Origin of the sequence: Streptomyces sp. B6B3, from assembly GCF_039871525.1 — a bacterium.
Classification (GTDB): domain Bacteria; phylum Actinomycetota; class Actinomycetes; order Streptomycetales; family Streptomycetaceae; genus Streptomyces.
This window is the reverse complement of the sequence record NZ_JBDPLU010000023.1, coordinates 1-26,770: the sequence shown is the minus strand read 5'-3', so window position 1 is coordinate 26,770 and position 26,770 is coordinate 1. Positions and strand designations below refer to the sequence as shown.

General features: G+C 70.1%; 17 protein-coding genes. 10 read left to right on the top strand and 7 right to left on the bottom strand.

The annotated features are described in order from the left end of the window. Positions 1–20 precede the first annotated feature (20 nt). Both ABGB06_RS32885 and ABGB06_RS32880 read left to right on the top strand, forming a co-directional pair. Positions 21–3,155, top strand: a complete 3,135-nt coding sequence (locus tag ABGB06_RS32885; protein ID WP_347596858.1) for a ThuA domain-containing protein — start codon at positions 21–23, stop codon at positions 3,153–3,155. A gap of 125 nt (positions 3,156–3,280) precedes the next feature. Further along, positions 3,281–4,405, top strand: a complete 1,125-nt coding sequence (locus tag ABGB06_RS32880; RefSeq protein WP_347596855.1) for an arabinofuranosidase catalytic domain-containing protein — start codon at positions 3,281–3,283, stop codon at positions 4,403–4,405. 83 nt (positions 4,406–4,488) lie between these two features. Here the strand turns inward: ABGB06_RS32880 and ABGB06_RS32875 are convergent, their stop codons facing one another. Further along, positions 4,489–6,504: a right-handed parallel beta-helix repeat-containing protein gene (locus ABGB06_RS32875; RefSeq protein WP_347596852.1), complete on the bottom strand. Its 2,016-nt coding sequence runs from the start codon at positions 6,502–6,504 to the stop codon at positions 4,489–4,491. Between the two features lie 336 nt (positions 6,505–6,840). On the opposite strand from ABGB06_RS32875, the gene ABGB06_RS32870 reads away from it, so the two are divergent. Continuing rightward, positions 6,841–7,614: a FadR/GntR family transcriptional regulator gene (locus tag ABGB06_RS32870; protein WP_347596849.1), complete on the top strand. Its 774-nt coding sequence runs from the start codon at positions 6,841–6,843 to the stop codon at positions 7,612–7,614. Between the two features lie 253 nt (positions 7,615–7,867). Beyond that, positions 7,868–8,920 carry a LacI family DNA-binding transcriptional regulator gene (locus tag ABGB06_RS32865; RefSeq protein ID WP_347596846.1) on the top strand — a complete coding sequence of 351 codons (1,053 nt, stop codon included), beginning with the start codon at positions 7,868–7,870 and terminating at the stop codon, positions 8,918–8,920. Between the two features lie 64 nt (positions 8,921–8,984). On the opposite strand, the gene ABGB06_RS32860 is transcribed toward ABGB06_RS32865, so the two are convergent. Both ABGB06_RS32860 and ABGB06_RS32855 read right to left on the bottom strand, forming a co-directional pair. Further along, positions 8,985–11,450 (bottom strand): non-reducing end alpha-L-arabinofuranosidase family hydrolase, encoded by a 2,466-nt coding sequence (locus ABGB06_RS32860; RefSeq protein ID WP_347596843.1) that lies wholly within the window; start codon positions 11,448–11,450, stop codon positions 8,985–8,987. Positions 11,451–11,612: 162 nt separating this feature from the next. Then, positions 11,613–12,953, bottom strand: a complete 1,341-nt coding sequence (locus ABGB06_RS32855) for a mucin-2 (RefSeq protein WP_347596840.1) — start codon at positions 12,951–12,953, stop codon at positions 11,613–11,615. 670 nt (positions 12,954–13,623) lie between these two features. Between ABGB06_RS32855 and ABGB06_RS32850 the strand changes: the two genes are divergently transcribed. The 6 genes from ABGB06_RS32850 (at position 13,624) to ABGB06_RS32825 (ending at position 22,120) form a co-directional block, all read left to right on the top strand. Beyond that, entirely contained in the window at positions 13,624–15,270 is a 1,647-nt protein-coding gene (locus ABGB06_RS32850) for a ricin-type beta-trefoil lectin domain protein (protein WP_347596837.1), read from the top strand. Between the two features lie 289 nt (positions 15,271–15,559). After that, positions 15,560–16,840 (top strand): nickel-dependent lactate racemase, encoded by a 1,281-nt coding sequence (gene larA, locus ABGB06_RS32845; RefSeq protein WP_347596834.1) that lies wholly within the window; start codon positions 15,560–15,562, stop codon positions 16,838–16,840. Positions 16,841–16,989: 149 nt separating this feature from the next. Then, complete coding sequence (locus ABGB06_RS32840; RefSeq protein WP_347596831.1) at positions 16,990–18,198, top strand: sugar ABC transporter substrate-binding protein; 1,209 nt, start codon at positions 16,990–16,992, stop codon at positions 18,196–18,198. Positions 18,199–18,307: 109 nt separating this feature from the next. Beyond that, positions 18,308–19,195 carry a sugar ABC transporter permease gene (locus tag ABGB06_RS32835; RefSeq protein WP_347596828.1) on the top strand — a complete coding sequence of 296 codons (888 nt, stop codon included), beginning with the start codon at positions 18,308–18,310 and terminating at the stop codon, positions 19,193–19,195. After that, the gene (locus ABGB06_RS32830) at positions 19,192–20,022 is read left to right on the top strand and encodes a carbohydrate ABC transporter permease (RefSeq protein WP_347596825.1); all 831 of its coding nucleotides are present in this window, start codon (positions 19,192–19,194) and stop codon (positions 20,020–20,022) included. Before ABGB06_RS32835 ends, ABGB06_RS32830 begins: the two co-directional genes overlap by 4 nt. Before the next feature lie 73 nt (positions 20,023–20,095). After that, positions 20,096–22,120: a TIM-barrel domain-containing protein gene (locus ABGB06_RS32825; protein ID WP_347596822.1), complete on the top strand. Its 2,025-nt coding sequence runs from the start codon at positions 20,096–20,098 to the stop codon at positions 22,118–22,120. Positions 22,121–22,154: 34 nt separating this feature from the next. Here the strand turns inward: ABGB06_RS32825 and ABGB06_RS32820 are convergent, their stop codons facing one another. The 4 genes from ABGB06_RS32820 to ABGB06_RS32805 all read right to left on the bottom strand — a co-directional run bounded on the left by ABGB06_RS32820 (position 22,155) and on the right by ABGB06_RS32805 (position 26,515). After that, positions 22,155–23,180 carry a LacI family DNA-binding transcriptional regulator gene (locus ABGB06_RS32820; RefSeq protein ID WP_347596819.1) on the bottom strand — a complete coding sequence of 342 codons (1,026 nt, stop codon included), beginning with the start codon at positions 23,178–23,180 and terminating at the stop codon, positions 22,155–22,157. A gap of 217 nt (positions 23,181–23,397) precedes the next feature. After that, on the bottom strand, positions 23,398–24,255 hold the full coding sequence (locus ABGB06_RS32815; RefSeq protein ID WP_347596816.1) for a carbohydrate ABC transporter permease: 858 nt from the start codon (positions 24,253–24,255) through the stop codon (positions 23,398–23,400). Next, a complete protein-coding gene (locus ABGB06_RS32810) occupies positions 24,252–25,223 on the bottom strand; it encodes a sugar ABC transporter permease (RefSeq protein ID WP_347596813.1) in 972 nt (323 codons plus the stop codon). The genes ABGB06_RS32815 and ABGB06_RS32810 overlap by 4 nt, the downstream gene beginning before the upstream one ends. A 2-nt stretch (positions 25,224–25,225) precedes the next feature. Then, the gene (locus tag ABGB06_RS32805) at positions 25,226–26,515 is read right to left on the bottom strand and encodes an extracellular solute-binding protein (RefSeq protein ID WP_347596810.1); all 1,290 of its coding nucleotides are present in this window, start codon (positions 26,513–26,515) and stop codon (positions 25,226–25,228) included. Positions 26,516–26,770 lie beyond the last annotated feature (255 nt).

Here is a 26,770-nt window from a genome sequence, read left to right as displayed (position 1 = left end):
CCGGAGAGGAAGCCCCCCACATGAGAATCCACTTGAGAAGCGGGCACCGGAAACGTCCACGTGCCCTCGTGGCGCTCGCCCTGGCGCCACTGCTCGCGGCCGGCACGCTGACGGCGGTCGCGTCCACCGCCCAGGCGCAGGCCGAGTTCCGGGCCCTGCTGTTCACCAGGGCCGTCGGCTACGTGCACGACTCCATACCGGCCGGCATCCAGATGTTCCAGGAGGAGGCGGCCGAGCAGAACTTCGAGCTCGTCCAGACCGAGGATCCGGCCGTCTTCAACGACGCCGAGCTCGCCGGCTTCGACGTCGTCATCATGCTCCAGAACTCCGGCATGGTCTGGGACACCGACGCCCAACGTCAGGCGATGCAGGACTACGTGGCCGGCGGCGGGGGCGTGGTGGCCGTCCACAACGCCCTCGACGCGGGCATCGAGGGCGAGTTCCCCTGGTGGGACGACGTCATCAACGGCGGCGCCCACATGCCGGGACACGCCTACGGCCCGCAGAACGGCACCGTCCACGTCGAGGACCCGGACCATCCGTCCACCGAGGCGCTGCCCGAGACCTGGACGCGGTCCGAGGAGTGGTACAACTTCGACCCCAACCCGCGGTCCAACGTCCACGTGCTCGCCACGGTCGACGAGTCCACGTACGACCCGGGCGAGTTCGCGATGGGCGAGGACCACCCCATCTCCTGGTGCAGCGTCGACTCCGGCGGCCGGGTGTGGGCCACCGCCATGGGGCACTACGCCGAGTCCTACTCCGAGGAGGGCTTCCGCGACCATCTGATGGGCGGCGTGCGGTGGGCGTCCGGCAACCAGCCGGGTGACTGCGGGTCGGACGCGCCCGCCGCGGACACGTTCGACAAGGTGACGCTGGACGACGACACCGCCGATCCCATGGAGCTGGACGTGGCGCCGGACGGTCGCGTGATCTACGTCCAGCGGGGCGGGGAGGTGCGCGTCTTCGACCCGGCGACCCAGTCCACCGTCACCGCCGGAACGCTGGACGTGTACACCGGTGGCGAGGACGGGCTCGTCGGGCTGGCCCTCGATCCCGACTTCGCCACCAACAACCGGATCTACCTCAACTACTCCCCCGCCGACAGCGCGGAGGACGTCAACCGGGTGTCCGCCTTCACCCTGAACGGCAACACCCTGGACCTGGGGAGCGAGGAGGTGGTGATCGACGTCCCGGCCTACCGGGACCGCACCTTCCCCGAACCGGGTCACACCGGCGGCAGCATCGAGTTCGGTCCCGACGGCACCCTGTACATCGGCACCGGAGACGACGTCGCGCCCAACCTGGATTCGGCCTGGCAGGGGTACGCGCCGCTGGACTGGCGCCCGGGCCACGAGATGCAGGACGCGGCCCGCACCGCCGGGAACACCAACGACCTGCGCGGCAAGATCCTGCGCGTCCAGCCCACCGACGGCGGCGGCTACTCCATCCCCGAGGGGAACCTGTTCGCCGAGGGCACGGCCGACACCCGCCCCGAGATCTACGCCATGGGCTTCCGCAACCCCTTCCGGTTCTCCGTCGACCCCGCCACCGGCGCCGTGCACATGGCCGACTACGGCCCCGACCGGCACGGCACGACCGACAACCGCGGCCCCGCCGGCATGGGCGAGTACAACGTCATCACCGAACCGGGCAACTACGGTTGGCCCTTCTGCCACGGCGACAACCAGCCCTACGCCCCCTACAACCCCGACACCGGCCAGGTCGGCGCGAAGTTCGACTGCGCCAACCCCGTCAACGAGTCCCCCAACAACACCGGCCTCACCGACCTGCCACCGATCCAGCTGCCGACCGTGTGGTACGGCTACGACGGGTCGTCGCAGTTCCCCGAGCTCGGCGCCGGCGGCATCGCACCGATGGCCGGGCCCGTCTACCGCTTCGACGCGGACAACCCCTCCCCCACCAAGTTCCCGCAGTCGCTCGACGGTTCGTCGTTCTTCTACGAGTGGGAGCGCAACTACGTCAAGGAGATGCGCTTCGACGACGGCGGCGGGCTGGACTCGATCAACGACTTCATGTCCGACGTGTCGTTCGCCAAGCCGATGGACATGACCTTCGGCCCCGACGGAGCGCTCTACCTCCTGGAGTGGGGCAGTTCCTTCGGCGGCGGCAACAACGACTCGGGCCTGTACCGCATCGACTACGGGGGCGCCGAGGGCCAGCCGGTCGCCCACGCCAGCGCCTCGGTGACCAGCGGTCCGGCCCCGCTCGAGGTCACCTTCTCCAGCGAGGGCAGCGAGGACCCCGACGGGCAGTCGCTCTCCTACGCATGGGACTTCGACGGCGACGGAACCTCCGACTCGACACAGGCCAACCCCACCCACACCTACCAGACCGCCGGTGACTTCACCGCCCAGCTGCGGGTCACCGACCCCGACGGGCTCACGGCCTTCGACAACCTCACCATCACCGCCGGGAACACCGCCCCGACGGTGACCCTGGAGATACCGGTGAGCGGCACGATGATCGACTTCGGGGACCAGATCCCGTACGAGGTCACCGTGACCGACCCCGAGGACGGCGAGATCGACTGCTCCAACGTCATCGTCAACCCGGCGCTCGGGCACGCCGACCACGAGCATCCGACCACCGACCTGCACGGTTGCTCGGGCACGGTGGACACCGGGGACCTCGGCGGCCATCCCGAGGGCGCCGACCTGTACTACGTGCTGAACGCCGAGTACACCGACCAGGGGGCCGAGGGCGCCAGCGAGCTCACCGGCTACGCCCGTTCGATCCTGCAACCGCGGCACAAGCAGGCGGAGTACCACGACAGCCAGTCGGGCACCAGGATCGTCTCCCAGGGCGGCGCCGAGAACGGCCAGCGCATCGGCGACATCAGCAACGGCGACTGGATCGCCTTCCAGACCATGAGCGTGGCGGACGTCGACTCCGTCAGCTACCGGTTCTCCTCGCCCGGCGGCGGCGGCGCGATCCAACTGCGCGCCGACGCGCCCGACGGGGAACTGCTCGCCAGCACGCCGGTGCCCGCCACCGGAGGCTGGGACACCTACCGGTCCACCGATCCGGTCTCCGTCGCGGACCTGGCCGGCACCCACACCCTGTACCTGGTCTTCACCACCCAACAGGCCAACAGCTACGACGTGGACGCCATCGAGTTCCAGACGTCCTAGCGCCTCCCGAGACCCCACGCCCGCGCCGGGCGGGCGGACGTTCGACGTCCCCCGCCCGGCGTTCTCCGTCGATCGGCCCCTCCCCCACACCCCCCACACCCCCCACCCCCACAGAGGAGCACCGTATGAAACTCACGTCCCTCCACCGCCCGGGCCATGGAAGCCGCGGGCGACGTTCACCGGTGGCCGTCGTCGCGTCCGCGGTGGCGGTGCTGGTCACGCTGCTCGCGACCACGTTGACCGCGTCGGCACAGGTGTCGGCGCAGGCCGCGGGCCCCTGCGACATCTACGAAACGGGCGGCACGCCCTGCGTCGCCGCGCACAGCACCACGCGCGCGCTCTACGGCTCGTACGACGGCGACCTCTACCAGATCAGGCGCGCGTCGGACGACGCGACCCTGGACATCGGCGTGGTGGCCGCCGGCGGTCCCGCCGACGGCACGGCCCAGGACGCGTTCTGCGCCGGCACCTCGTGCGTCGTCACCGTCCTCTACGACCAGTCGGGGCACGGCAACGACCTCTGGTACCAGGGGTCGGACCAGGTGCCGGGCTCCGACCAGAGCAGCCCCGCGGACGCGATGACCGAATCGCTCACCGTCTCGGGCAACAAGGTCTACTCGCTCTACATCAAGCCCGGGAACAGCTACTGGCGCGACGGCCACCTGACCGGCGTGCCGACCGGCAGCGAGCCCGAGGGGATGTACATGGTCACCAGCGGCACCCACGTCAACGGCGGCTGCTGCTTCGACTACGGGAACAGCGAGACGACCCGGATGGCCGACGGCGCCGGCACCATGGACGCCATCAACTTCAGCACCCAGTGCTGGTTCGGCGGATGCCAGGGCACGGGTCCCTGGGTCCAGGCGGACCTCGAATGGGGCCTCTACCCCGGCGGAAGCCAGCAGTGGAACCCCAACCAACGGGACTTCACCAACCCGTACGTCACCGCGATGCTGAAGAACAACGGAACGACCCGGTTCGCCCTCAAGGGCGGCGACGCCCAGGCCGGCAGCCTCACCACGCTGTGGGACGGCTCGCTGCCGCCCGGGTACAGCCCGATGAAGAAGCAGGGCGCCATCGTCCTGGGAAGCGGCGGCGACTGCTGCAAGCCCGGCGGCGGCGCCAACCTCAGCGAGGGCACCTTCTACGAGGGAGCCATGGTCGCCGGCTACCCCTCCGACGAGACCGAGGACGCGGTGCAGGCCAACATCACGGCCGCCACGTACGGGCCGCTGAGCGGCGGGCGGTGAGACTGCCCTCGGCACGGCGGTGAGCGGGCCACCACGGCGTAACCCCGTCGTGGCCCGCGCGGGTTTCGGGCGACGGGCTCAGCTCACTCCCTCGGGCCCGCGTCGGAGATCACCCGGCTGGCCTCCGCGGGGACGTTGCCGGGGTTGAAGGTGACGGTGCCCTGGACGACGTTGCCGCGGTCCCCGTTGGTGAGTCCGGTGATGGCGGGGTTGGTCGTGTAGTTCCCGGTCAGCGTCAGGTTGCCGGTGCGGTTGCCGTTCTGGTTGTTGGCGTGCGCCCACTGCCCGGCGGTGTTGAGGAAGACGTTGGTGCTCGCGGTGAGATAGCGGGATCCCTCGTCGAAGTACAGGCCGAGCTGCCCGCTGTTCTCGCAGAGGTTCTCCTCGATGGTGCTCTCGGGCATCGCGGAGAGCGAGTAGACGCAGCCGGCGTCGAACATCGTCTGCACGACGTCGCTCACGTGGTTGCCGACGACGTGGACGTCGCGGAGCGTCGTCGGCGTGTCGTAGATCGGCTGGAAGTCGTAGAGGCCGCGGTTGATGTACTCCGGGCTGCCGCCCGGGTCGTTGGCGCCCCATCCGTAGCCGACGCCGATGCCCGAGTACGGCAGGTCATAGACGGAGTTGTGCTCGATCGACAGCCCGCTGACGTAGCTGGCGAAGATGCCGTCCTGGTCGAGGTACTCCAGCGCCGTGGAGTAGATCTCGTTGTCGCTGATCAGGATGTCGCTGTTGGTCATGCGGGGATCGGACGGGTGGTGCGCGTCGGGGCGGACCCCGCCCACCACGATGCCGCCACCGGCGCTCGCGGTGAACGTGTTGCCCACCACCGAGACGTTCTGGGCGCCGAGGCCCACCCCGGAGGCGTGGGCGTTGGCGTCGTTGCCGATGCCGAGCCCGACGGAGCCGAGGTTGACGAAGCTGTTGTTCGCGAAGCTGATGCCGGTGGCCGCCGAGACCTGCACGGCACCGGGCGCCTGGGCCCAGTTGTTGCGGGCGCCCTCGAATCCCTTGCAGCCGACGGCGCAGGACGTGAACGCGTCGGAGGGCCGGTGCTGCTGCTCCCCGGTGATGAACGCGCCGGTCTGCTGGTTGGCGTATCCGTTGGGCGAGCTGGGGTGCAGCCAGGTGGTCCCGGCGAAGGTCATGCCCTCGAAGGCGAGGTCGCGGGCCGGCTCGTCGTACGTGCCGCCCACCTCGAGCAGGGTCTCCAGGCGCGGCAGCTCGACCTGCGCCTCGTTGATGTCCTGCCCGTCGAACGGCTTGTAGTACAGCGTCCCGGCCGTCGTGTCCAGATACCACTCGCCCGGCTCGTCGAGGAACCTCTTCGAGTTCAGCAGGGAGTAGGTGGGGTTCCGGAACGGGGACTGGAGGGTGTCGTACCCGTAGGTGTTGTTGTCCCAGGCCGGCTGCTGCATGGTGACCGTCGAGCCGGAGATGCTCTGCACCGGGGCGAACCGGTTGGTGAACGACAGCATGCCCTGGAACTCGATGCGTTGCTGGTCGGGCAGCGTCGCCAGGTAGCCCAGGTTCGGGTTGTTGAGGGTGAAGCCGTCGGGGTTGAGGGTGATGTCGGAGTCCGCCAGTTCGGTCCGCGCGCGCTGGGCGGGTTGGCCGTCGACGTAGAGCTGCCGGCTGTCGAAGCCCGTGCCGACGTCGGACCGGTAGATGCCGGTGGCCGGATCGTCGAGTTCCCAGTCGGTGACCGGCTCGGCGCCGCTGACCACGGGGTCCGCTCCGGGCATCGCCTGCCAGCTGACCGTGTGCCCGTCGCGGCCGGAGTCGTCGGCGTCGAAGCGCAGCGGCTCGCTCAGGCGGTAGGTCCCGTCCATGAGTTTCACGGAGACGTCGCCGTCGCCTCGGGCGATGAGGTCCTGGGCCCGTTGCTGGGCCTCGGCCAGGGTTCGCAACGGCTCCTCGGCGGTGCCCGGACCGTCGTCGGCGGCGTGCGCCGTGCCGGTCGGGGCCACGACGAGGACGTGTTCGGTGGGCGCGGCCTGGGCCGGGGAGAACGGCAGGGCGGCGGCGAGGAGACCGGCGGCGAGGGTCGCGGCGACTGCCGCGGACGCTCGAACCGATGGTGCGTGGGGGGGAGGCACGGCTCTGTCCTTTCGTGACGGCGGGCTGGTCTTGGGCGGGCCTGGCCTGACCGGTGAGCGGCGAGCGTGGTGCGGCGTTGCGCTGGCGTTCTGGGATGCGGCGCGGAACGACCCGGGTGCGGTCGACGACGGTCACCCGTCGTAGGTCGTCGGCACTCTCCGGCCGAGCGTTGGCTGTCCGAGGTCGCGAGGTCACGTCGTCCGGACGACGGACGGGGGGCGGCTGCCCTCGCTGAGCTGGAACATAACTCGTATGACGTATCAGGTCAAGGCAGCCTGCGTATAATGTCACATGACTCGTGGCGCCGCGTGGTCGCGAGGCTCATCGGAGGGACCATGACCGCATCGCAGCCGGCACCGGCGAGCTTCCCCGTGACGACACCCGCCTGGGTACGACGACCGCCCAACCTGGCGAGCGCCGTCACGGCGGAGCTGGTGGGACGCATCGTGCGCGGCGTGCACGCGCCCGGCTCCCCGCTGCCGTCCGAGCCCGCGCTGTGCGAGGCGTTCTCGGTGAGCCGGACCGTGATCCGGGAGGCCGTGAAGGTCCTCCAGGAGAAGGGCATGGTGCAGGTCCGGCAGGGCGCCGGGACCATGGTGACCCCGCCGACGATGTGGAACATGCTCGACGAGCACGTCCTGGCGTCGACCATCGCCGAGGACGAGTCCCTGGAGATCCTCGACGATCTCGTCGTCACGCGGCGCCTGCTCGAGTCCGACATGGCGAACGTCGCGGCCCGGCTGATCACTCCGGAGGTCGCCGACCAACTCCGCGCCCTGGTGGATCGGATGGACGAGCTCGTGGACGACCACGTCGCCTACGCCGAGTACGACCGGGCCTTCCACGACCTGATCATGCAGACGTCCGAGAACCGCATCGCGCGGGCGGTGGTGCGGTCCCTGGAGAGCCAGGTCATCCACACCGCGCGGTACATGGGAGAGCCCGACCGCGGCTCGTGCGTCGAGTCGAACCGCGGACACCGCCGCATCTACGAACGGATCGCGGACGGGGATCCCCACTGCGCGGCCGAGGCGATGTTCACGCACATCACCGAGGCCTGGCTCGTCCGCCGTCGCGCCCCGGGCGCCCCGGTGCGGCTGCAGCGATAGCGACGCGCCCCCAGGCGACGAACCGGTGACGCATCGCCCGCGTCCCAAGAGAAAGTAAAAAATACGTACGACGTATGCCGAGCGGCCCTGCCGCGCCTAGGATCCTGATCGTGAACCGAGCCGCCGCGCCACGGCGGACTGGCAGGAGCGCCCCGGTTCGTCGCGCACAGGACCGGGTACGTCGTGGCGCGGCCCGGTGACGAGCGCGAACGGGACACCGGGGCCGTCGGAGCGCGATGCGTAGACTGCTCGGATGACCTCTGCCGACACGAGCCCCTCCGCCGACGGCGCGCGTCACGAGCCCCTGACCACCGCGCAGCTCGCGGAGCGCGCGGGCGTCTCCATGGCGACGGTCTCCAAGGTGGTCAACGGGCGGGCCGAGGTCGCCGCCGAGACCCGGGAGATCGTGGAGGAGCTCATCCGGCGCCACGGGTACCGGCGGCAGAAGAAGGCGGGAGAACCGGCGCCGATGCTGGAGGTGGTCTTCCACGAGCTCGCGGGTCCCTACCCGGTCGAGATCGTCAAGGGCGCCCAGCAGATCGCCGGCGAGCACGGACTCGCCGTCGCGGTCACCCAGCTCCAGGGCCGCCACACACCGGGCCTGGGCTGGGTCGAGGGCGTGCTGGCCCGCCGGCCCACGGCAGTCATCACGGTATTCTCCGCGCTCACCGACGCCCAGGCGAGCCAACTGCGCAGCCGGAGAATACCGTTCGTGCACCTCGATCCCACCGAGGAACCGCCCCCCGAGTGCCCGTCGGTCGGCGCCAGCAACTGGAGCGGCGGGATGTCCGCCACCCGGCACCTGCTCCAGCTCGGGCACCGGCGCGTCGCGGTGGTCGCCGGCCCGCCGTACGCGCTCGCCAGCCGCGCCCGGTTGGACGGCTACCGGGCCGCCATGGACATCGGGGGCGCTCCGGTGGACGAGACGCTGGTGCGGGTCGCCGGCTTCCGGGTCGAGGACGGCATCGCCGCCACCCGGGAGTTGCTGCGCCTGCCCGAACCACCGACCGCCGTGTTCGCCTGCAACGACGGGGCGGCGCTGGGCGTGTACCGAGCGGCCGCCGAGGCCGGCCTGCGCGTCCCGCGGGACCTGAGCGTGGTGGGCTTCGACGACCTCTTCCCGTCCAACTGGCTCACCCCGCCGCTGACCACGGTCCGCCAACCGCTCGCGGCCATGGCCGCCTCGGCCGCGGCCATGGCCGTCGCCCTCGCCCGAGGGGACGACCTGGACCAGAAGCGCGTGGAGCTCAGCACCGAACTCGTCGTCCGCGACAGCACGGCCCCGCCGCGCGGCGCGGCGGACTGAGAGCTGGGCGGACCGGGACCTGCCCCGGGCGCCCCCGCACCGGGTGCGGGGGCGCCGGTCGGGGTCAGCAGGGAGAGTTGGTCTGGGTGAGCAGGCCCATCCGCCAGGGCAGCTGGCTGTAGTCGCCGCCCGACCCCGGCGCCATTCCCTGGTAGAGGAACTGCAGGTCACAGGGGTTGATGGTGAGGGTCTGGTCGCTGCCGGACCTGAGCAGCTCGCCGTGGCTGATGTCCCGGGTCCAGGCGCCGGACGGGAAGCTGACGTTGCTGGACCGGGCGAAGGGGTTGGACTCCGAAGCGGCCAGCGGGCTCCATGGGCCGCTGATGCTGTTGGAGGTGTAGGACCGGTAGTAGCGGCCGGTGGATCCGATGGCCTCCTGGAGCAGCAGGTAATCGTCGGTATCCCCGACCTTGTAGACCGCGGTGCCCTCGAAGAGGTTGTAGGCGGAGTCCTGGAGGGCGATGACGGTGTTGCCGAAGCCGTTGGGGAAGTTCGCCATGGAGGTCTGGGCGCGGTAGATGTGGCCGTTGTCGTCGCTGGAGAAGAGGTGGCAGTTGGCCGTGTCGCAGATGACCCAGAAGTCGAGCCAGTTCCCGTTGCCGATGTTCTGCCGGACGATGTCCGGCATGCTGCTCATGAAGTTCCGAGGCGTCGACCAGGACCGCGGATTGCTGGGATCGCTGCTGACCGAGTACGAGGGCAGTCCGGTCTGGTAGACCAGGTACCACAGTCCCTGTGGTGCGAAGTAGAACACCTGCGGGGCGGCGCGGTATCCGGTGCCGACTCCGGAGGCGGTGTCCAGGAACGTGTGTTGGGCGTTGGCCATCTGGTTCCAGTCCGGTGCGGCGAAGTGCACCAGGTTCCAGCCGCCGCTTCGGCTGGCGGTGGTGGCGTAGACGTGCCACTGGCCGTTGTGCCGGACGACGGAGTAGTCCTTGATGGCGACGATGTCGTGGCTCCCGTCCGACTTCGGGCCGGCCAGCACCCCGCTGGAGCTCCACTGGAACGACGACGGCAGGGACGAGTCGGGCGGATCGCCGCCGCCCACCGGGACGAGCTGCCACTGCTGGTTGCTGCCGCCCCAGTCTGCGTACTGGACGACGTTCGCGCCGTCGGTGGTGGCGGCGCCCTGCACCTCCAGCGCCTTGCCGCTGTTGCGGTTGATCAGCCGGACGTACCCGCCGTCGGAGTCGGCGAGCCGGAACTGCTGGTTGGCGGCGTTGTTGTCGGCCCACTGGACGACGGACGCGCCGTCCGCGGTGGACCAGTTGTAGACGTCCAGCACCTTGCCCGAATGCCTGGATCTCAGCCGGTAGTAGCCGTTGCCGGAATCGACGAACTGCCACTGCTGCTGTGCCTGGTCGTTGCGCGACCACTGGGTGATCCGCGCCCCGTCGTTCGTCGCCAGGTTGTACAGGTCAAGCGCCTTGCCGCTGTTGCGGTTGACCAGCACGTACCAGGCGGTCGTGTCGATGTCTCCGGTGGGCGGGTCCGGGTCCTCGCCCTCGTTGAGCGCGTTCAGCACCGCGGTGTAGGCGGCCTTCTTGTTCCCCGAGTTGTCGAAGAGCAGCGGGTTCTGACCGGTCCGCCACGAGTCGCTGTCCCGGATGCCCCAGACCGTGATGCCGGTGCAGGCCTCGACGGCCATGCACGCCCGGGTGACGGTGGAGTAGACGTTGGCCTGGTTCGAGCCCGAGATGTCCAGCTCGGTGATCTGCACCTCGACGCCGAGGTCGGCGAAGCGCTGCAGGTTCGCCTGGTAGTCGCTGGGCACCGAGTTGGTCAGGTGCGACTGGAACCCGACGCAGTCGATGGGCACGCCGCGGGAGAGGAAGTCGCGCACCATGTTGTAGATCGCGGTGCTCTTGGCGTTGATGCCGTCGGTGTTGTAGTCGTTGTAGCAGAGCTTCGCGTTCGGGTCGGCGGCGTCGGCGGCGCGGAACGCGGCCTCGATCCAGTCGTTCCCGGTGCGTTGCAGGTTGGAGTCCCGGCGCGCCCCGCTGTTGCCGTCGGCGAAGGCCTCGTTGACCACGTCCCAGGCGTAGATCTGGCCGCGGTAGTGGCTGGCGACCTGGGTGACGTGGTTCATCATCGCCGACCGCAGCGAGCTGCCCTCCATCCCCTGCGCCCAGCCCGGCATCTGGGAGTGCCAGAGCAGGGCGTGTCCGCGCACGTCCATGCCGCGCTGCAGGGCGTAGTCCCGGATCCGGTCACCCGAGCTGTAGTTGAACGAGCCGCGGTTCGGTTCGGTGGCGTCCCACTTCATCTCGTTCTCGGCGGTGACGCTGTTGAACTCCCGATCCAGGATCGAGGTGTAGACGCCGTCGCTGAGCTTGCCCCCGGCGACCGCGGTGCCGAAGTACCGCCCGCTCTCGGCCGCCGACGCCCCCAACGTGCTGGCCGCCTGGGCCGAGCCGGAGAGGGCCAGGGTCATGCCGGAGGCGAGGAGCACGGCGGTGAGCATCAGCGACAGCGCTCTGAACCGTCTCCACCGAGCGGGCCGTGCGCCCGCCCCCATCAGGTGCTTCATCTGTCGTCCCTTCTTGGAACACGGTGTGACCGCCCGTGGGCGACCGAGGCCGCCCACGGGAATGCGGAACCGGGCAGCATGTCCTGGGCATGACATACGGGCGTCGGGCTTCCGTGGCGCGACGGGAGAGCGCCGGTTCCGGGCTGGGGGCGTCGGGCGGGATCAGCCGCTGATCAGGTCGAACGACTGCTCGGCACCGACCGTCGTACCGTTCGCGACGAGCGGCGCGGCCCCGCCGTTCGCGGCGGAGACGTAGCGGCTGTTGATCCGCGCGCGCAGGCTGACGGAGCCGTCGGCGTTGTCCACGCGCTGGAAGGTCTCCCAGGCGCCGACGGAGGCGCGGTTGGCGATGAGCGGCGCGGCTCCCGCGTTCTCCGCGCAGACGTACTGGCCGTTCGCGTGGGCGCGCAACGCGACGTCGCCGCCGCCGAGGTCGACCAGGTCGAAACGTTCCCAGAGTCCGAGGGTGGCGCGGTTCGCGACGAGTTCGCCCGCTCCGGCGTTCTCCGCGCAGACGTACTGGGCGTTGGCGCGCGAGCGGAGACCGGTCACGGACGAGGGGAGGGACGCGAGGGTGGACTCCCATCGCGTGGTGGTGGTGCCCGAGGTGGCGTCGGTCTGGAGGCGGTCGCGGGCGGCGGTGTCGGCGTACAGGCTCCAGCGCATCCAGTCCAGGTAGGTCGCCACGGTCTGGGTGTGGTTGTAGCCGCTCCAGATGTACTCGTCGTGCCCGGTGCCCAGATGCGTCAGGAACGCCTTGGGCGCCGCCAACTCGCCGTAGGCGGTGCGGGCGGAGGAGTACTGGCAGATCGAGTCCCGGTCGCCGTGCACGAACAGCACGTTCGCGCTCACCGTGCCGTCCGGGTTGCCCATGTCCACGCAGGCGAAGGGCACGGCCGCGGCGATCCGCTCGTCCGGCCAGGCGGTCAGCAGACCATGGGTGGTCATCCCACCCAGTGAGTGCCCCGCCACCCCGACCCCGACCGCGGTGTCGACATGCCCGGCCAACGGATCCCCCGAGGCCGTGTTCAACGCCAGGGTGCGGGTGATGACCTCCGAGACGTCCATCGACTGGTTGCCGTTGTAGACGTCCTGGATGTTCCCCTCCGTCCCGGAGGAGGTGGTGGGGAACACCGGCGCGGGGACGATGAACCCGGCCTCGGCCAGCGGACGCACCAACGGCGCGTAGCTCTCCGGATTGCCGCCCAGACCGTGACTGAACTCGCAGACGGGGAAGACACCGTTGGCGACCGGGGCGTTGGTGACGGGATTGCCGCCCGGGTTTCCGGTGGCCGGATAGAAGATCCGGGTGGTCAGCCGGCGGCTGCCGCGGCTCCAGGCGTACTCCCGCACCCCGATGGCGAACCGGGTGGTGGGCGCGTCCAACGCGGCGGTGGCGGCACGGGCCTGAGTCGCGCCGAGCAGCGACGCGCTCGCGCCCGCCGCCCCGGCCGCGCTCAGGGTGAACATCGATCCCAGGACGGAACGCCGTCTCATTGGCATGGGGGTCTCCTCAAGTGGTTCGGTGGCGCATTGAGGACGGTGCGGCTTCAGCGGGTGCCGGGGCGGCTTCCCCCGGCCCCGGGGGAGCCCGGCGGCGCGTGGGGGAGAACCAACGAACAGCCCGTGCGGTGCGGTCGTGCAACGGCCTGCGTGACGGGCGCAGACCAGGAACGGCTTCATGTCGTTCGGAATTCCGAACGTCGCTCGGTGCATCAGACGCTACGGGTCAAAGATAGGCGTTCCCTGGACAGCGTCAACACCTTTCGGGCACATACTTTTCGTCGTTCCTCACGAAACAAGAACGGTCCGTGACCGAGGAGGGCTCGCCATGCCGAGGCGCCGGCAGCCAGCCGTCCGCGGCGTCCGTCCGGGCCCGAGCGGAGCCGCACGCCCCCTCAGGACGGCGGGCGTCCCCTCGGGCGGGTCCGCCGAGGAGCCACCGAGGAACCACCGACGCGGCGACTCCGGTCCGATTGATTTCGCCTGACAGGCCGAAAGCTCGGCGCGAAGAGGTTGACGCACAGCCCGGGCTCCCTATGATCCGTGTCTGATGACTCGATCGTCGTTCGTCATCTCGAACGACACGGCACACGATCGACCCTCCGGTCCTCCGGCCGGCGCACGTCAGCACACCCTCCGTTCGATCCAGATCGATCCGGAAAGGGACTCGATGCGTACTCGATCACGCAGACGCCTACCGCTGCTCGCGGCCCTGGTCGCCGCACTGACCCTGCTGTTCTCCCCGGTGCAGGACCCGCCGACGGCCCAGGCCGCCCCGGGCAGCCCGGCGCTCACCCCGCCGATGGGCTGGAACAGCTGGAACAGCTTCGGCTGCGGCGTCACCGAGGCGGCGGTCCGCGAGGCCGCCGACGCCATGGTCAACTCCGGGATGCGGGACGCCGGCTACGAGTACGTCGTAGTCGACGACTGCTGGTTCGACCCCCAGCGCGACTCCCAGGGCAACCTCCGCGCCCATCCCACCAAGTTCCCCAGCGGCATGAAGGCCCTGGGCGACTACATCCACAGCCGAGGGCTGAAGTTCGGCATCTACCAGGTGCCCACGGAACGCACCTGCGCCCAACGCGTCGGCACCCACCCCGGCTCCACCGGCAGCATGGGCCACGAGGTGCGGGACGCCCAGACCTTCGCCTCCTGGGGCGTGGACTACCTCAAGTACGACTGGTGCTCCCCCGACGGCACCCGCGAGGAGCAGATCCAGCGGTTCTCCCTGATGCGCGACGCGCTGCGCGCCACCGGACGCGACATCGTCTACAGCATCAACCCCAACAGCTTCCACGCCATCACCGGCTCCACCTACAACTGGGGCGAGGTCGCCGACCTGTGGCGCACCACCGAGGACCTGCTCGACATCTGGCAGAACGGCAACACCAACAGCTACCCCATGGGCGTGGGCAACGTCGTCGACGTCAACGCCCCCCTCGCCGCCCAGGCCGGCCCGGGCCACTGGAACGACCCCGACATGCTGGTCGTCGGCCGGCCCGGCCTCTCCCTGACCGAGTCGCGCTCCCACTTCGCCCTCTGGGCCCTGATGGGCGCACCCCTGATGGCCGGCAACGACATCCGCACCATGTCCTCCGACATCAGCGCGACCCTGCGCAACCCACGCCTGATCGCCGTCAACCAGGACGCGCTCGGCGCCGGCGGCCGACGGGTCCGCGACGACGGCGCCGTCGAGGTGTTCGCCAAACCCCTGTCCGACGGCTCCGTCGCCGTCGGCCTGTTCAACCGCGGCGACGCCGCCACCACCATCAGCACCACCGCGGCGCAGATCGGCCTGTCCGGCTCCTCCCTCACCCTGACCGACCTGTGGAGCGGCGCCACCTCCAGCACCGGCGGCCAGATCACCGCCAGCGTGCCGGCGCACGGCGTCGTCGCGTACCGGGTGTCCGGCGGCAGCCCGCTGGACAGTGAGACCGACCGGCTGCGCGGCGCGGGCTCGGGCCGCTGCCTGGACGTCGACAACGCCTCCACCGCGTCCGGCGCCACCGTGCTGATCTGGGACTGCCACACCGCCGCGAACCAGCTGTGGACCACCTGGGAGGGCGGCGAGATCCGCGTCTACGGCGACAAGTGCCTGGACGCCTACGAACAGGGCACCACCAACGGCACCCGCGTCATCACCTGGACCTGCAACGGCCAGAACAACCAGAAGTGGACCCTCGGCTCCGACGGAACCATCCGCAACGTCCAGTCGGGCCTGTGCCTGGACGTCAACCAGGCAGGCACCGCGAACGGATCCACCGCCGTCCTGTGGACCTGCAACGGCCAGTCCAGCCAGAGGTGGACACGTACCTGACACCCGCGTCCGGTCATCCGGGCGCCGATCCCGGCCCCCCGCCGCACCGGAGGGCGCGCCGCACGCGCCCGGCCGGTGCGGCGACGGGGAGCCACGGCGGACGGACAAACACGGGATGGATTCGGAAGTCATCCCATTCATCGAGTTCACATATCCGAGCAAATCACGCAAACTTCCTCAGGGGGCCTCCCTGGACATGGGATCTCCTGGTTATGCTGCGGCGCGTGTCACTGACTGATCGAGGAGGCGCCCGCATCCGCCGCGCGCCGCACACCGCCGGGGAGACGCCGTGCTGACCGTGCCGCTGGCCTACGGCGAGACCGGCCTGGAACTGCGCGTCGACCCGGCCGCGGCCACGGTGATCACCCCGGTGCACCATCCGGCCGCCGACGACCAGACGGCCGCCCTGCGCCGGGCCCTGCGCTCCCCCGTCTCCGGACCGCCGCTGCGCGACCGGGTCCGACCGGGGCAGACGGTGGCGATCTCCGCCTGCGACGGCACGCGGCCGCAGCCCCGGCATCTGATGATCCCCGCGGTCCTGGCCGAGCTGGACGGCGTGGTCGACCCGGACGACGTGGTGATCCTGGTGGCCACCGGCACCCACCGGGGCAACACGGACGCGGAGCTGCGCCGCATGTTCGGCGACCAGGTCGTCGACACCGTGCGCGTCGTCAACCACGACGCGCGCGACCGCGCCAGCCTGGCCTGGTGCGGAACGTTCGGCGACGGCGTGCCCGTGTGGCTGAACCGGGAGTGGACCGAGGCGGACGTCCGCATCACCACCGGCTTCGTGGAGCCGCACTTCTTCGCCGGTTTCTCCGGCGGGCCGAAGCTCGTCGCCCCCGGCCTGGCCGCCCTGGAGACCGTGCTCGTCCTGCACGACGCGGCCCGGATCGGCGATCCCCGCGCCACCTGGGGCGTCATCCACGGCAACCCGGTGCACGACGACGTCCGGGCCATCGCGGAGGCGACCGGGGTCACCTTCTCCCTCGACGTGGTCCTCAACCGCGACCAGGACATCGTCGCGGCCTTCGGCGGCGACCTGCTGTCCATGCACGCCACCGCCACCGAGGCGGCCCGGCGCACCGCGATGCGGCCGGTGGACGCCCTGTTCGACGTCGTGGTCACGACCAACGCCGGCTACCCCCTGGACCAGAACCTCTACCAGTGCGTCAAGGGCATGTCCGCCGCACACAAGGTGGTCAGGCCCGGCGGCACCATCATCTGCGCCGCCGAATGCCGCGACGGCTTCCCCGACCACGGCTCCTACCGCGACGTCCTGGCGTCCGCCGAGTCGCCGCAGGCGCTGCTGGACGCCCTCGCCCGGCGCACCGAGACCGTGCCCGACCAGTGGCAGGCCCAGATCCAGGCCCGCATCCAACGCGACGCCCGCGTCCTGGTGCACACCTCGGGACTGGACGCCGGCGACCTGGCCGCCGCGCATCTCGGGCACGCCCCGGACGTCTCGGCCGCCGTCGCCGACGCGCTCGCCGCCGCCGGGGACGGCGCCCGGGTGTGCGTTCTGCCCGAGGGACCGCAGACAATCCCCTATCTGCCGGACGACGCCTGACGGCTCCCGCCACGGTCCTCGACATGGGGAAATAACGGAACGGCAACATCTGGTGAACCGGTTCACCACCTATTGAACCGGTCCACCAGACGTTGCTACCTTCCCCGCCACGGTGCGCGCACGACGTACGGGTTCGAGGAGGAACGACCGTGAACAGAGAGTCCAGGGCCACCGTCGTGGCCGCGATCGGCGTCGTCGGTGCGCTCGTTCTCACCGGATGCGGTGGGAGCGGCGGCGGGGGCGGCGACGACCGCACGTTGGAGCTGTGGGACTCGTGGAGCCAGTACGACGGCGCCTCGCCGTACGGGCAGCTGCTCAGCACGTGCGAGGAGGACACGGGGATCACGATCGAGCGGACCCAGGAGGCGGACCTGTCGAGCAAGTTGCTCCAGTCGGCGTCGTCCGGGGCCACGCCCGACCTGGTGGTGCTCGACAACCCGTTGGTGGCGCAGTTCGCCGAGACCGGCCTGCTGGTCCCGAACTCCGAGTCGGGCCTGGACACCTCGGGGATGATGGACAACGTGCTCGCCGCCGGTCGGTTCGACGGCGAGACCTACGGAGCCTCCCTCGGCGCCAACTCGCTGGCGCTGTTCTACAACAAGGACATGTTCGACGAGGCCGGGACGGCGCCGCCCACGACGTGGCAGGAGCTGACCGACGCCGCGGCGGAGCTGACCCACGGGGACGTGCGCGGGCTGGGCTTCTCGGCGGCCGCCTCGGAGGAGGGCACGTTCCAGTTCCTGCCCTTCTTCTGGGGGGCGGGGGCCGATCTGGCCGACATCGGGTCGCCCGAGGCCGCGGCCGCGCTGTCGCTGTGGACCGACCTGGTGGACTCCGGTGCGGCGTCGCAGTCGAACCTGAACGCCACCCAGCAGGACGTCCGCGACGAGTTCCTGGCCGGGAAGCTGGCCATGATGGTCAACGGCACCTGGCAGCTCGCCTCACTGGACGAGAACGGCATCAACTACGGCGTGGTGCCGCTGCCGGCGCAGGACGGCGGGACGGCAGCCAGCCCGCTGGGCGGTGAGTTCATGGAGGTCGTGGTCGGGGACCAGCAGGACCTCGCCGCGGAGTTCGTCCAGTGCCTGGTGAAGCCCGACAACCTGAAGGTGTGGACCGACGGGCAGACGTACATCCAGCCCTACGCCGACGAGGCGGCGGCGCAGGCGACGGAGAACCCCGCGCTGGAGCCGTGGGTCGAGGCCGTCTCCGCCGCCCAGGGCCGGACCGCCGACCTGGGGTCGGCCTACCCGCAGACCTCGGAGGCCCTGTGGACGGCCGTCCAGGAGGCGCTGAGCGGACAGAAGTCGCCGGATCAGGCGCTCACGGACGCCGCCGCGACGGCCGCCGCCGAGTAGGGCCCGCCGGATGTCCTCCGAGACCACCGAGACGACCGGGGCCGCCCGGGGCACCGGGGCCAACCGACCGCCCCGGGCCCGGGCCGGCGGGCCGTCGAAGGAGCCACCGGTGTCGGCGCCTCGCGGGCGCTGGGTGATCAGCACCCGGGTCGCGGCGATCGGTTTCATGACGCCGGTCTTCGTCTTCCTGGCGATCTTCTTCGTGTATCCGATCGGGCGCGTGGTCCTGCTCAGCATGCAGGACTACACCGCCGCGTCGTTCGTCACCGGAGAGGCCGACTTCGTCGGGTTGGACAACTACGAGCGGGTCATCAACGATCCGCTCTTCGAAACGATCGTCTGGCACACCGTGCTGTTCACCGTGTGCTCGCTGGTGGGCCAGTTCACGATCGGGATGGCGCTCGCGCTGTTCTTCAACCGGCGCTTCCCGCTGTCCGTCACGCTGCGCTCGTTGCTGCTGCTCCCCTGGCTGCTGCCGCTGATCGTCTCCGCGACCACCTGGCGCTGGATGTTCAACGAGCAGTTCGGCATCGTCAACGCGTTCCTGCCAGACCCCGTGGGATGGCTCTCCGATCCCGACATCTCCCTGTGGACGGTCATCATCACCAACATCTGGTTGGGGATCCCGTTCAACATGGTCCTGCTGTACGGCGGCCTCCAGGGGATCCCGCAGAACCTCTACGAGGCGGCGGCCATCGACGGCGCCTCGTCGTGGCGGGCGTTCCGCAGCATCACGTGGCCGCTGCTGCGCCCCGTGACGTCGGTGACGCTGCTGCTGGGGCTCGTCTACACGATCAAGGTGTTCGACGTCATCTGGATCATGACCAAGGGCGGCCCGGTCAACAGTTCCAACACGATGGCCACCTGGGCGTACCAGTTCTCCTTCACCGACCTGGAGTTCGGGGTGGGCGCGGCGGCGGGTCAGTTGCTCGTGCTGGTCGCCCTGGTCTTCGGGGCGATCTACATCCGGGCGCAGCGCAGGGAGTTGAGGGCATGAACACGCGGCGACCCACCTGGCGTCGGTGGACGGACACGGGCATCGGGCTGGCCGTCTGCGCCGTCCTGCTGTTCCCGCTGTACTGGATGGTCAACGTCTCGCTGACGAAGCCGACGGAGCTGATCAGGAACCCACCGCGGTTCCTGCCGACGAACCCGACGTTCGACGGCTACGTCCAGGCCCTGGACAGCCAGCTTCCGCACCTGCTCACCAGCCTGGTCATCGCCCTGGGCACGGTCGCGTTGACGCTCGCGGTGTCGCTGCCCGCCGCGTACGCCATGGCCAAGCTGCGCGCGCCCGGCTCCGGCCTGGTGATGTTCCTCTTCCTGCTGGCCCAGATGCTGCCCGGCGTGGTGGCCGTGATGGCGCTGTACACGATCTACCAGTCGGTCGGGCTGCTCAACTCGTACGCCGGCCTGATCCTGGCGGACGCGACCGCGGCCGTGCCGCTGGCCGTCATCGTGCTGCGGGCGTTCATGCTCCAGATCCCCGACGAGCTGCTGGAGGCAGCGAAGCTGGACGGGGCGGGCAACGTGCGGGCGTTCGTGTCCGTCGTGGTGCCGATCAGCCGGAACGCGGTGGTGACGGCCGCGCTGTTCTCGTTCCTCTTCGCCTGGGCCGACTTCCTGCACGCCGCGTCGCTGACGTCGGGAAACGACATCGTGCCGTTCACGCTCGGGCTGTACCGCTACATCGGCGCCCAGACCACGGACTGGAACGCGGTGATGGCCACCGCCGTGCTCGCCTCCGTGCCGGCGGCGCTGCTGCTGATCGTGGCCCAGCGCTACGTCGCCGTCGGGGTGACGGCCGGGGCCGTCAAGGACTGACCCCTGGCCCCCGGCCCTCGTCCTTCTCTTCTCTTCATCTTCTCTTCAGGCAAAACCTTCCAAGGAGTTCTCCGTGACCGTGTTCGAATGTGCCGGTGACCGGCTGATATGGCGGGGCGGGGGCGAGACGCTCGTCGTGGAGCCCTGGGGCCGCCACAGTCTGCGGGTGCGCGCCACGCGGTCCGCCGACGTCTCCGACACCGACTTCGCCCTGCTGCCGCAGCCGCCCACCGACGCGACGATCGTGACGGACGGCGCCGAGGCGCGGCTGACGAACGGCAACATCACGGCGGTGCTGACCGCCGAGGACCGCGTCGACCAGGCGGTGGGCTACCGCGTCTTCCGCTGCTCCGTCGCGTTCCAGGACCGCCACGGCAACCCGCTGCTGCGGGAGCTCGACCCCGGCGGCTCGCTCAAGCTCCGGGCCCGGGCCTACCGGGCGCTCCTCGGAGGGCCGCACCACCTCACCGCGAGCTTCGCGGCCGAACCGGACGAGAAGCTGTTCGGCATGGGCCAGTACCAGCACGACCTGCTGAACGTGAAGGGCAGCACTTTGGAGCTGGCGCACCGCAACTCGCAGGCGTCGGTGCCGTTCGTGCTGTCCAGCCGGGGATACGGCTTCCTCTGGCACAACCCGGCCATCGGCCGGGCCACGTTCGGCACCAACCGCACCGAGTGGGTGGCGGAGAGCACCGAGCAGCTCGACTACTGGATCACCGCGGGTGACACCCCGGCGGAGATCACGGCGGCGTACGCCAACGCCACCGGGCACGTGCCGATGATGCCCGAGTACGGCCTGGGCCTGTGGCAGAGCAAGCTGCGCTACTGGAACCAGGAGCAGCTGCTGGACGTGGCGCGCGAGCACCACCGCCGCGGCCTGCCGCTCGACGTGATCGTCGCGGACTTCTTCCACTGGCCGAAGATGGGCGACTACCGCTTCGAGAAGGAGTTCTGGCCGGACCCGGACGCCATGGTCGCGGAGCTGCGGGAGCTGGGCATCGAGCTGATGGTGTCCGTCTGGCCGCAGGTGTCGGTGGAGTCCGAGAACTTCGAGGCGCTGCGGCGCGACAACCTGCTGGTGCGCGCCGAGCGCGGCGGCGACGTGCAGATGTCCTTCCAGGGGCCCAGCATGTTCCTGGACGTCACCAACCCGCGCACCCGCGAGCGGGTCTGGGAGATCTGCCGGCGGAACTACCACGACCGGGGCATCGGCATCTTCTGGCTCGACGAGGCCGAGCCGGAGTACGGGGTCTACGACTTCGACAACTACCGCTACCACCTCGGCCCGAACGTCCAGGTCGGCAACATCTACCCCCAGGCGTTCGCCCGTGCGTTCCACGAGGGCCAGCGGGCCGCCGGCCAGGAGGAGGTCGTCAACCTGGTGCGGTGCGCCTGGGCCGGCAGCCAGCGGTACGGGGCGCTGGTGTGGTCGGGCGACATCCACAGCACCTTCTGGGCGCTGCGCCGGCAGATCGCCGCCGGGATCAGCATGGGGATCGCGGGCATTCCGTGGTTCACCACGGACATCGGCGGCTTCCACGGCGGGGACGTGGCGGATCCGGCGTTCCACGAGCTGCTGGTGCGGTGGTTCCAGTTCGGGGCGTTCTGCCCCGTGATGCGGATGCACGGCGATCGCAGGCCGGTCGAGGAGGTGCGCGACGCGACGGGGACGAGGCGCTGCCACTCCGGCGCGGCGAACGAACTGTGGAGCTACGGCGACGAGGTGTACGAGGTGCTGACCCGGTACCTGCGGCTGCGGGAGGCGATGCGGCCCTACGTCCGCCGGCTGATGGCGGAGGCGCACCACGACGGGCAGCCGCTGATGCGCGCGATGTTCCACGAGTTCCCCGAGGACCTCACCTGCTGGGGACTCCCCGGCGACCAGTACATGTTCGGCGCGGACCTGCTGGTCGCGCCGGTGGTGGAGGCGGGGGCGGACTCGCGGCGGGTCTACCTGCCGCGCGGGGCGTCGTGGACGGACCTGCACACCGGCAAGGTGTACGAGGGCGGGCAGGCCGTGCAGGCGCAGGCGCCGCTGGAGCGGATCCCGGTGTTCGCCCGCGACGGCGCGCTGGCCGACCTCGTCGGCGCCGTCTGAGGCGACAGCGCGACCGTCGGTTCGGAGACGGCGGTCAGAGCAGCGGGCTCCGGCGCCCCCCGGTCAGCCGGGGGGCGGTGGAGCCGTTGTTCTTCAGGGCCGGGGGCAGCAGGTCCAGCGCCCCCGGTTCGGCCGTGCCCGCCATCTCGTCGAGCACCCGGTTCACCGCCCGGGAGACCATCTCGCCGCCCGGCAGGTCGATGGAGGTGATCGGCTGCCGCTGGTGGGCGGCGACGGGGTGCGGGGAGAGCGTGAGCACCGAGCAGTCGCGGGGCACCACGACGCCGCGCTCGTGGAAGATGTCCAGCAGCGGGCGCAGCCCGTTGCTCTCCAGCACGACGACGGCGCTCAGCCCCGGCAGTTCCCCGACGACCCGGGCCAGCCACGCCTCGACGCCCTCCCGGTCCGGCTCACAGGCCAGGAACCTCGTCGCGACGCCGTGCGCGGCGGCCTCGTCGCCGATACCGCGGCGGAACCGCGTGACGAACGACAGCTCGGCCCCCGGCTCCTCGGGGAAGCCCAGCACGGCGATCTCCTCGTGGCCCAGCTCCGCCAGATGCGCCACCGCGGTGCGGGCCGCCGCCTCGAAGTCGAGATCGACGGCGCTCAGGCCCCGCGCGTCCTCCGGGTAACCGATCAGCACGGCCGGCAGCCCGATCTCCTTCAGCAACGGGAGCCGCGGGTCCTCGATCCGGACGTCCATGACGACCAGGGCGTCCGCGAGGATGTCCCCCGCCAGTTCGTCGTCCCCCTTGCCCATCACCAGCAGGTCGAAGCCGCGCTCCCGCGCCGAGTACATCGCGGAGCGCACGAAGTGCATGAAGATCTCCACGCCGGTCTCCGGCCGGGTCGTCGAGACCGAGGCGAGGAGGCCGAGGATGCCCGTCCGGCCCAGGGCGAGGGCCCGGGCGGCCGGGTCGGGACGGTAGCCCAGCTTGGCCATGCTGGCCCGCACGCGCGCGATGGTGGCGGGGCTCAGCCGCTTCTTGCCGGTGAGGACGTAGGACACCGTGCTGCGAGAGACACCCGCGTCGGCGGCCACGTCCCGGATCGTCGCCATGACGGCCACTGTAGAGCGGCACGGGCACGGGCGCACCGGACCGCGGCCAGGCCGTCGCGACGCCGCCCCCCGAGGCGCCGCGACGGCGCTCCGCGAGAGCTCTCCGGGCCCTTCGCGGTCCTCCGCGGTCGTTCGCGGTCGTTCGCGGTCGTTCGCGCGAGAACTTCTTTCGAAGACGACGCCGAACGAGAGTCCCTTCGAGTCGCGGGAACCCGCGTCACCCCTTGAAGGCGCCGTCCATGATCCCGGCGACCATGCGGCGGCCGACGAAGACGAACAGCACCAGCAGCGGGAGGGTGGCGACGAAGGAGCCCGCCATGGCCAGGCCCAGGTCGACGTCGAAGCTGTTCTGGAGGGCCTTGATGGCGATCTGGACCGTGTAGTTGTCCGGGGACTTCAGGACGACGAAGGGCCACAGGAAGTCGTTCCACGCGGTGACGTAGCCGAAGAGCCCGAGGACGTAGGCGGCGGGGCGGACGATCGGGAAGGCGATGCGCCAGAAGATCTGCCAGCTGTTCGCGCCGTCGATCCGGGCCGCCTGCATGAGCTCGTCGCTGAGCACGGTGGTCAGGTGCTGCCGCATCCAGAAGATGCCGAACGCGCTGGCCAGGCCGGGCACGACGAGCGCCTGCAGGGTGTCCACCCAGCCCAGCTCGGCGACGATCAGGAACTGCGGGATGATCGCCAGCTGGGTCGGCACGGTCATGGTGAGCACGACGATCAGGAACAGCGTGTCGCGGCCGGGGAAGGCCAGCTTGGCGAAGGCGAAGCCGGCCAGGGAGCACAGGACGGCGTGCCCCACGCCGATCAGGCCGGCGACGATCACGCTGTTGATCAGGGCCTGGAGGAACGGGACGGTGGTGAAGACGAGGTCGATGAGGTGCGGCAGGTTGCCGCCCGGGACGATCTCGGGGGGCATCTCGGTGGCCGTCGCCGTGTCGGTCGAGGCGACGACGAACATCCAGTACACGGGGAAGAGACAGACCCCCGAACCCAGCACCAGCAGGGCGTAGGTCCACCAGCGGACCCGGTCGACGGGACGGTGGGAGCGCGGTTGTGGTGTGGTGGTCATCATCGCTCCGAGCGGATACGGGTGGATGCCAGGTAGTTGATCAGCGTGAGGACGACGACCATGACGAAGAGCGCCACGCCCACGGCGGCCGCGTATCCGAACTCGAAGACGCCGAAGCCCTGTTCGTAGAGGAAGAGGGTGAGGGTCTGGCACTCCCGGGCGGGCCCGCAGGTCAGTGGCGCGGCGCGGGAGACGAGCAGCGGTTCGGTGAAGATCTGGAGGCCGCCGATGGTGGAGGTCACGACGGTGAAGATGATGACGGGCCGCAGCGAGGGCACGGTGACGTGCCAGAACTGCTTGAATCCGCCGGCGCCGTCCACGGCCGCGGCCTCGTAGGTCTCGCGCGGGATCGCCTGCAGCGAGGCCAGGTAGAGCAGCGTGGTGTAGCCGAACCAGCGCCACATCACCATCGTCGCGATCATCAGGTGGCTGCCGGGGACGGACTGGACGAAGTTGATCGGGCCGATACCGACGAGTCCGAGCAGCCAGTTCAGCAGGCCGTAGTCGCGATCGAACATCTGGGCGAAGACGATCGTGGTCGCGGCGACCGAGGTGATGTAGGGGACCAGCATCGTCATGCGGAAGAACGCGGCGTACCTCAGGCGGGCGTGGTTGAGCAGGTGGGCCAGGCCGAGGGCGAGCGCCAGCTGGGGGACGGTGGACAGCAGCCAGATGCTCAGGGTGTTGCCGGACGCGTTCCAGAAGCGTCCGTCCTCCCAGAGGCGGGTGAAGTTGTCGAAGCCGATGAAGGTGTGGTCGCCGATGGGGTTCCAGTCGAACAGGGCTATGTAGAAGGTGAACAGCAGGGGGAAGAGCCCGAACACCGCGAAGATCAGGAAGAACGGCGCGATGTAGGCGTAGGGGGCGACGCGTTCGACGATCCCGTGGCGGACGCCTCTCCCGGCCCGGCGCGTGGGCGCCGCGGAGACGGGAGCCTCCGCCGGCTCCGGGTCAAGCCGTGTGGTGGTCACGGTCACTCCCCTATGGAGACGTAGATGTTGTGGAGCGCGTTCTCCCAGGCTTCGTCGGGATCACCCGAGCCTGATTCGACGTCCGTGAGGGCGTTCAGGAACTCCTGGCCGATCGGCGCGCTGTCCGGGCCGATGTGGAACGACTCAAGACCCAGCAGCGAGTCGGTGTACAGCTGCCCGATCGGGGCGTCGGAGAAGAACGGGTCGGTGTGCGAGGCGAGGCGCTCGTCCTCGTAGACCGAGGGAGTGGTGGGCAGGGAGCCGGAGGTGGTGAAGTGCTCCAGCTGGCCCTGGGGGGACTGCATCTCGCTGATGTAGTCCCACGCGGCCTCGGGGTTCTCGGCGTCGGCCGGGATCGCCAGGTAGCTGCCGCCCCAGTTGCCGCCGCCGCCGGGGATCGTGGCGATGTCCCACTGCCCCTCGGTGTCCGGGGCGTTGCTGCGGATGCTGCCGAGCATCCAGGACGGGGCGGACACCACCGCGTAGTCGCCCTGCTTCATCGCGGCGCTCCAGCCCTCGGTGAAGGTGCTCTGCCGGGCGGTGATGCCCGCCTCCATGGCCTGGAGCGCCAGCTCGAAGGCGTCGCGGATCTCGGGGTTCTCGTCGTAGATCAGCTCGCCCTCGTCGTCGTAGTACTTCTGCGACACCTGGTTGACCGCCTGGTAGAAGACGCTGGTGGCGGCGTTGTCGACGAACGGCTCGCCCGTGGCGGCGGTGTACCGCTCCCCGGTGGCGATGAAGTCCTCCCAGGTCGGCCACAGTTGGCTGACCTCGTCACGGTCCGTGGGGAGGCCGGCCTCGGCGAACAGGTCGGTCCGGTAGGCGATCGCCATCCCGCCGACGTCGGTCGGCACGCCGATGATCGAGCCGTCCTCGGCGATGCTCTGGCTCATCACCCAGTCCAGGTAGTCGCCCTGGATCTCGTCGGCGCCGAACTGTCGCAGGTCGAGGAAGTTCTGCGGCTGGTCCACGAACCGGGGCATGTCGTCGCCCTGGATGAGCACCAGGTCGGGGACCTTGCCGCCGGCGAGCCCGATGGTCAGCGCCTGCGCCGTCTCCACCGTGCTGCCCACCTCGGTCAGCTTCACGTCGACATCCGGATGGGCCTGCTCGTACTCCGCGACCGGAGTCCCCTGGTCGATGCCGGTGAACGACCAGAACTCGAAGGAGCTGCCGTCGCCGCTTCCCGGCTCGTTCGCGGTCGAGCAGCCGGCGCTGGTGAGGGCAGCGAGGGCAAGGGCGAGCGCGATCGACACGCCATGGAGCCCGGTGGAGGTCTTCCTCTTGATCATCGGACGCCCCTGTCCTGATCTTTTCGATGAACAGATCGAATATTTACGTGGCCGGAACTGTAGAAGGTGCTTCACGACGCGGTCAAGATCCTGCTGTGACCGGTTCGCTTCCCGAAACGGTCACTTACCCCGGGGGTTACACTGCGTGGCATGACCTCAGCACCTGGGAGCGTCAGGGCGAACGAGGCGCCCGACGAGCCGCCCAGCGGTCCGTTGACCATCGCGCAGATCGCCGAACACGTCGGGGTCTCGCTC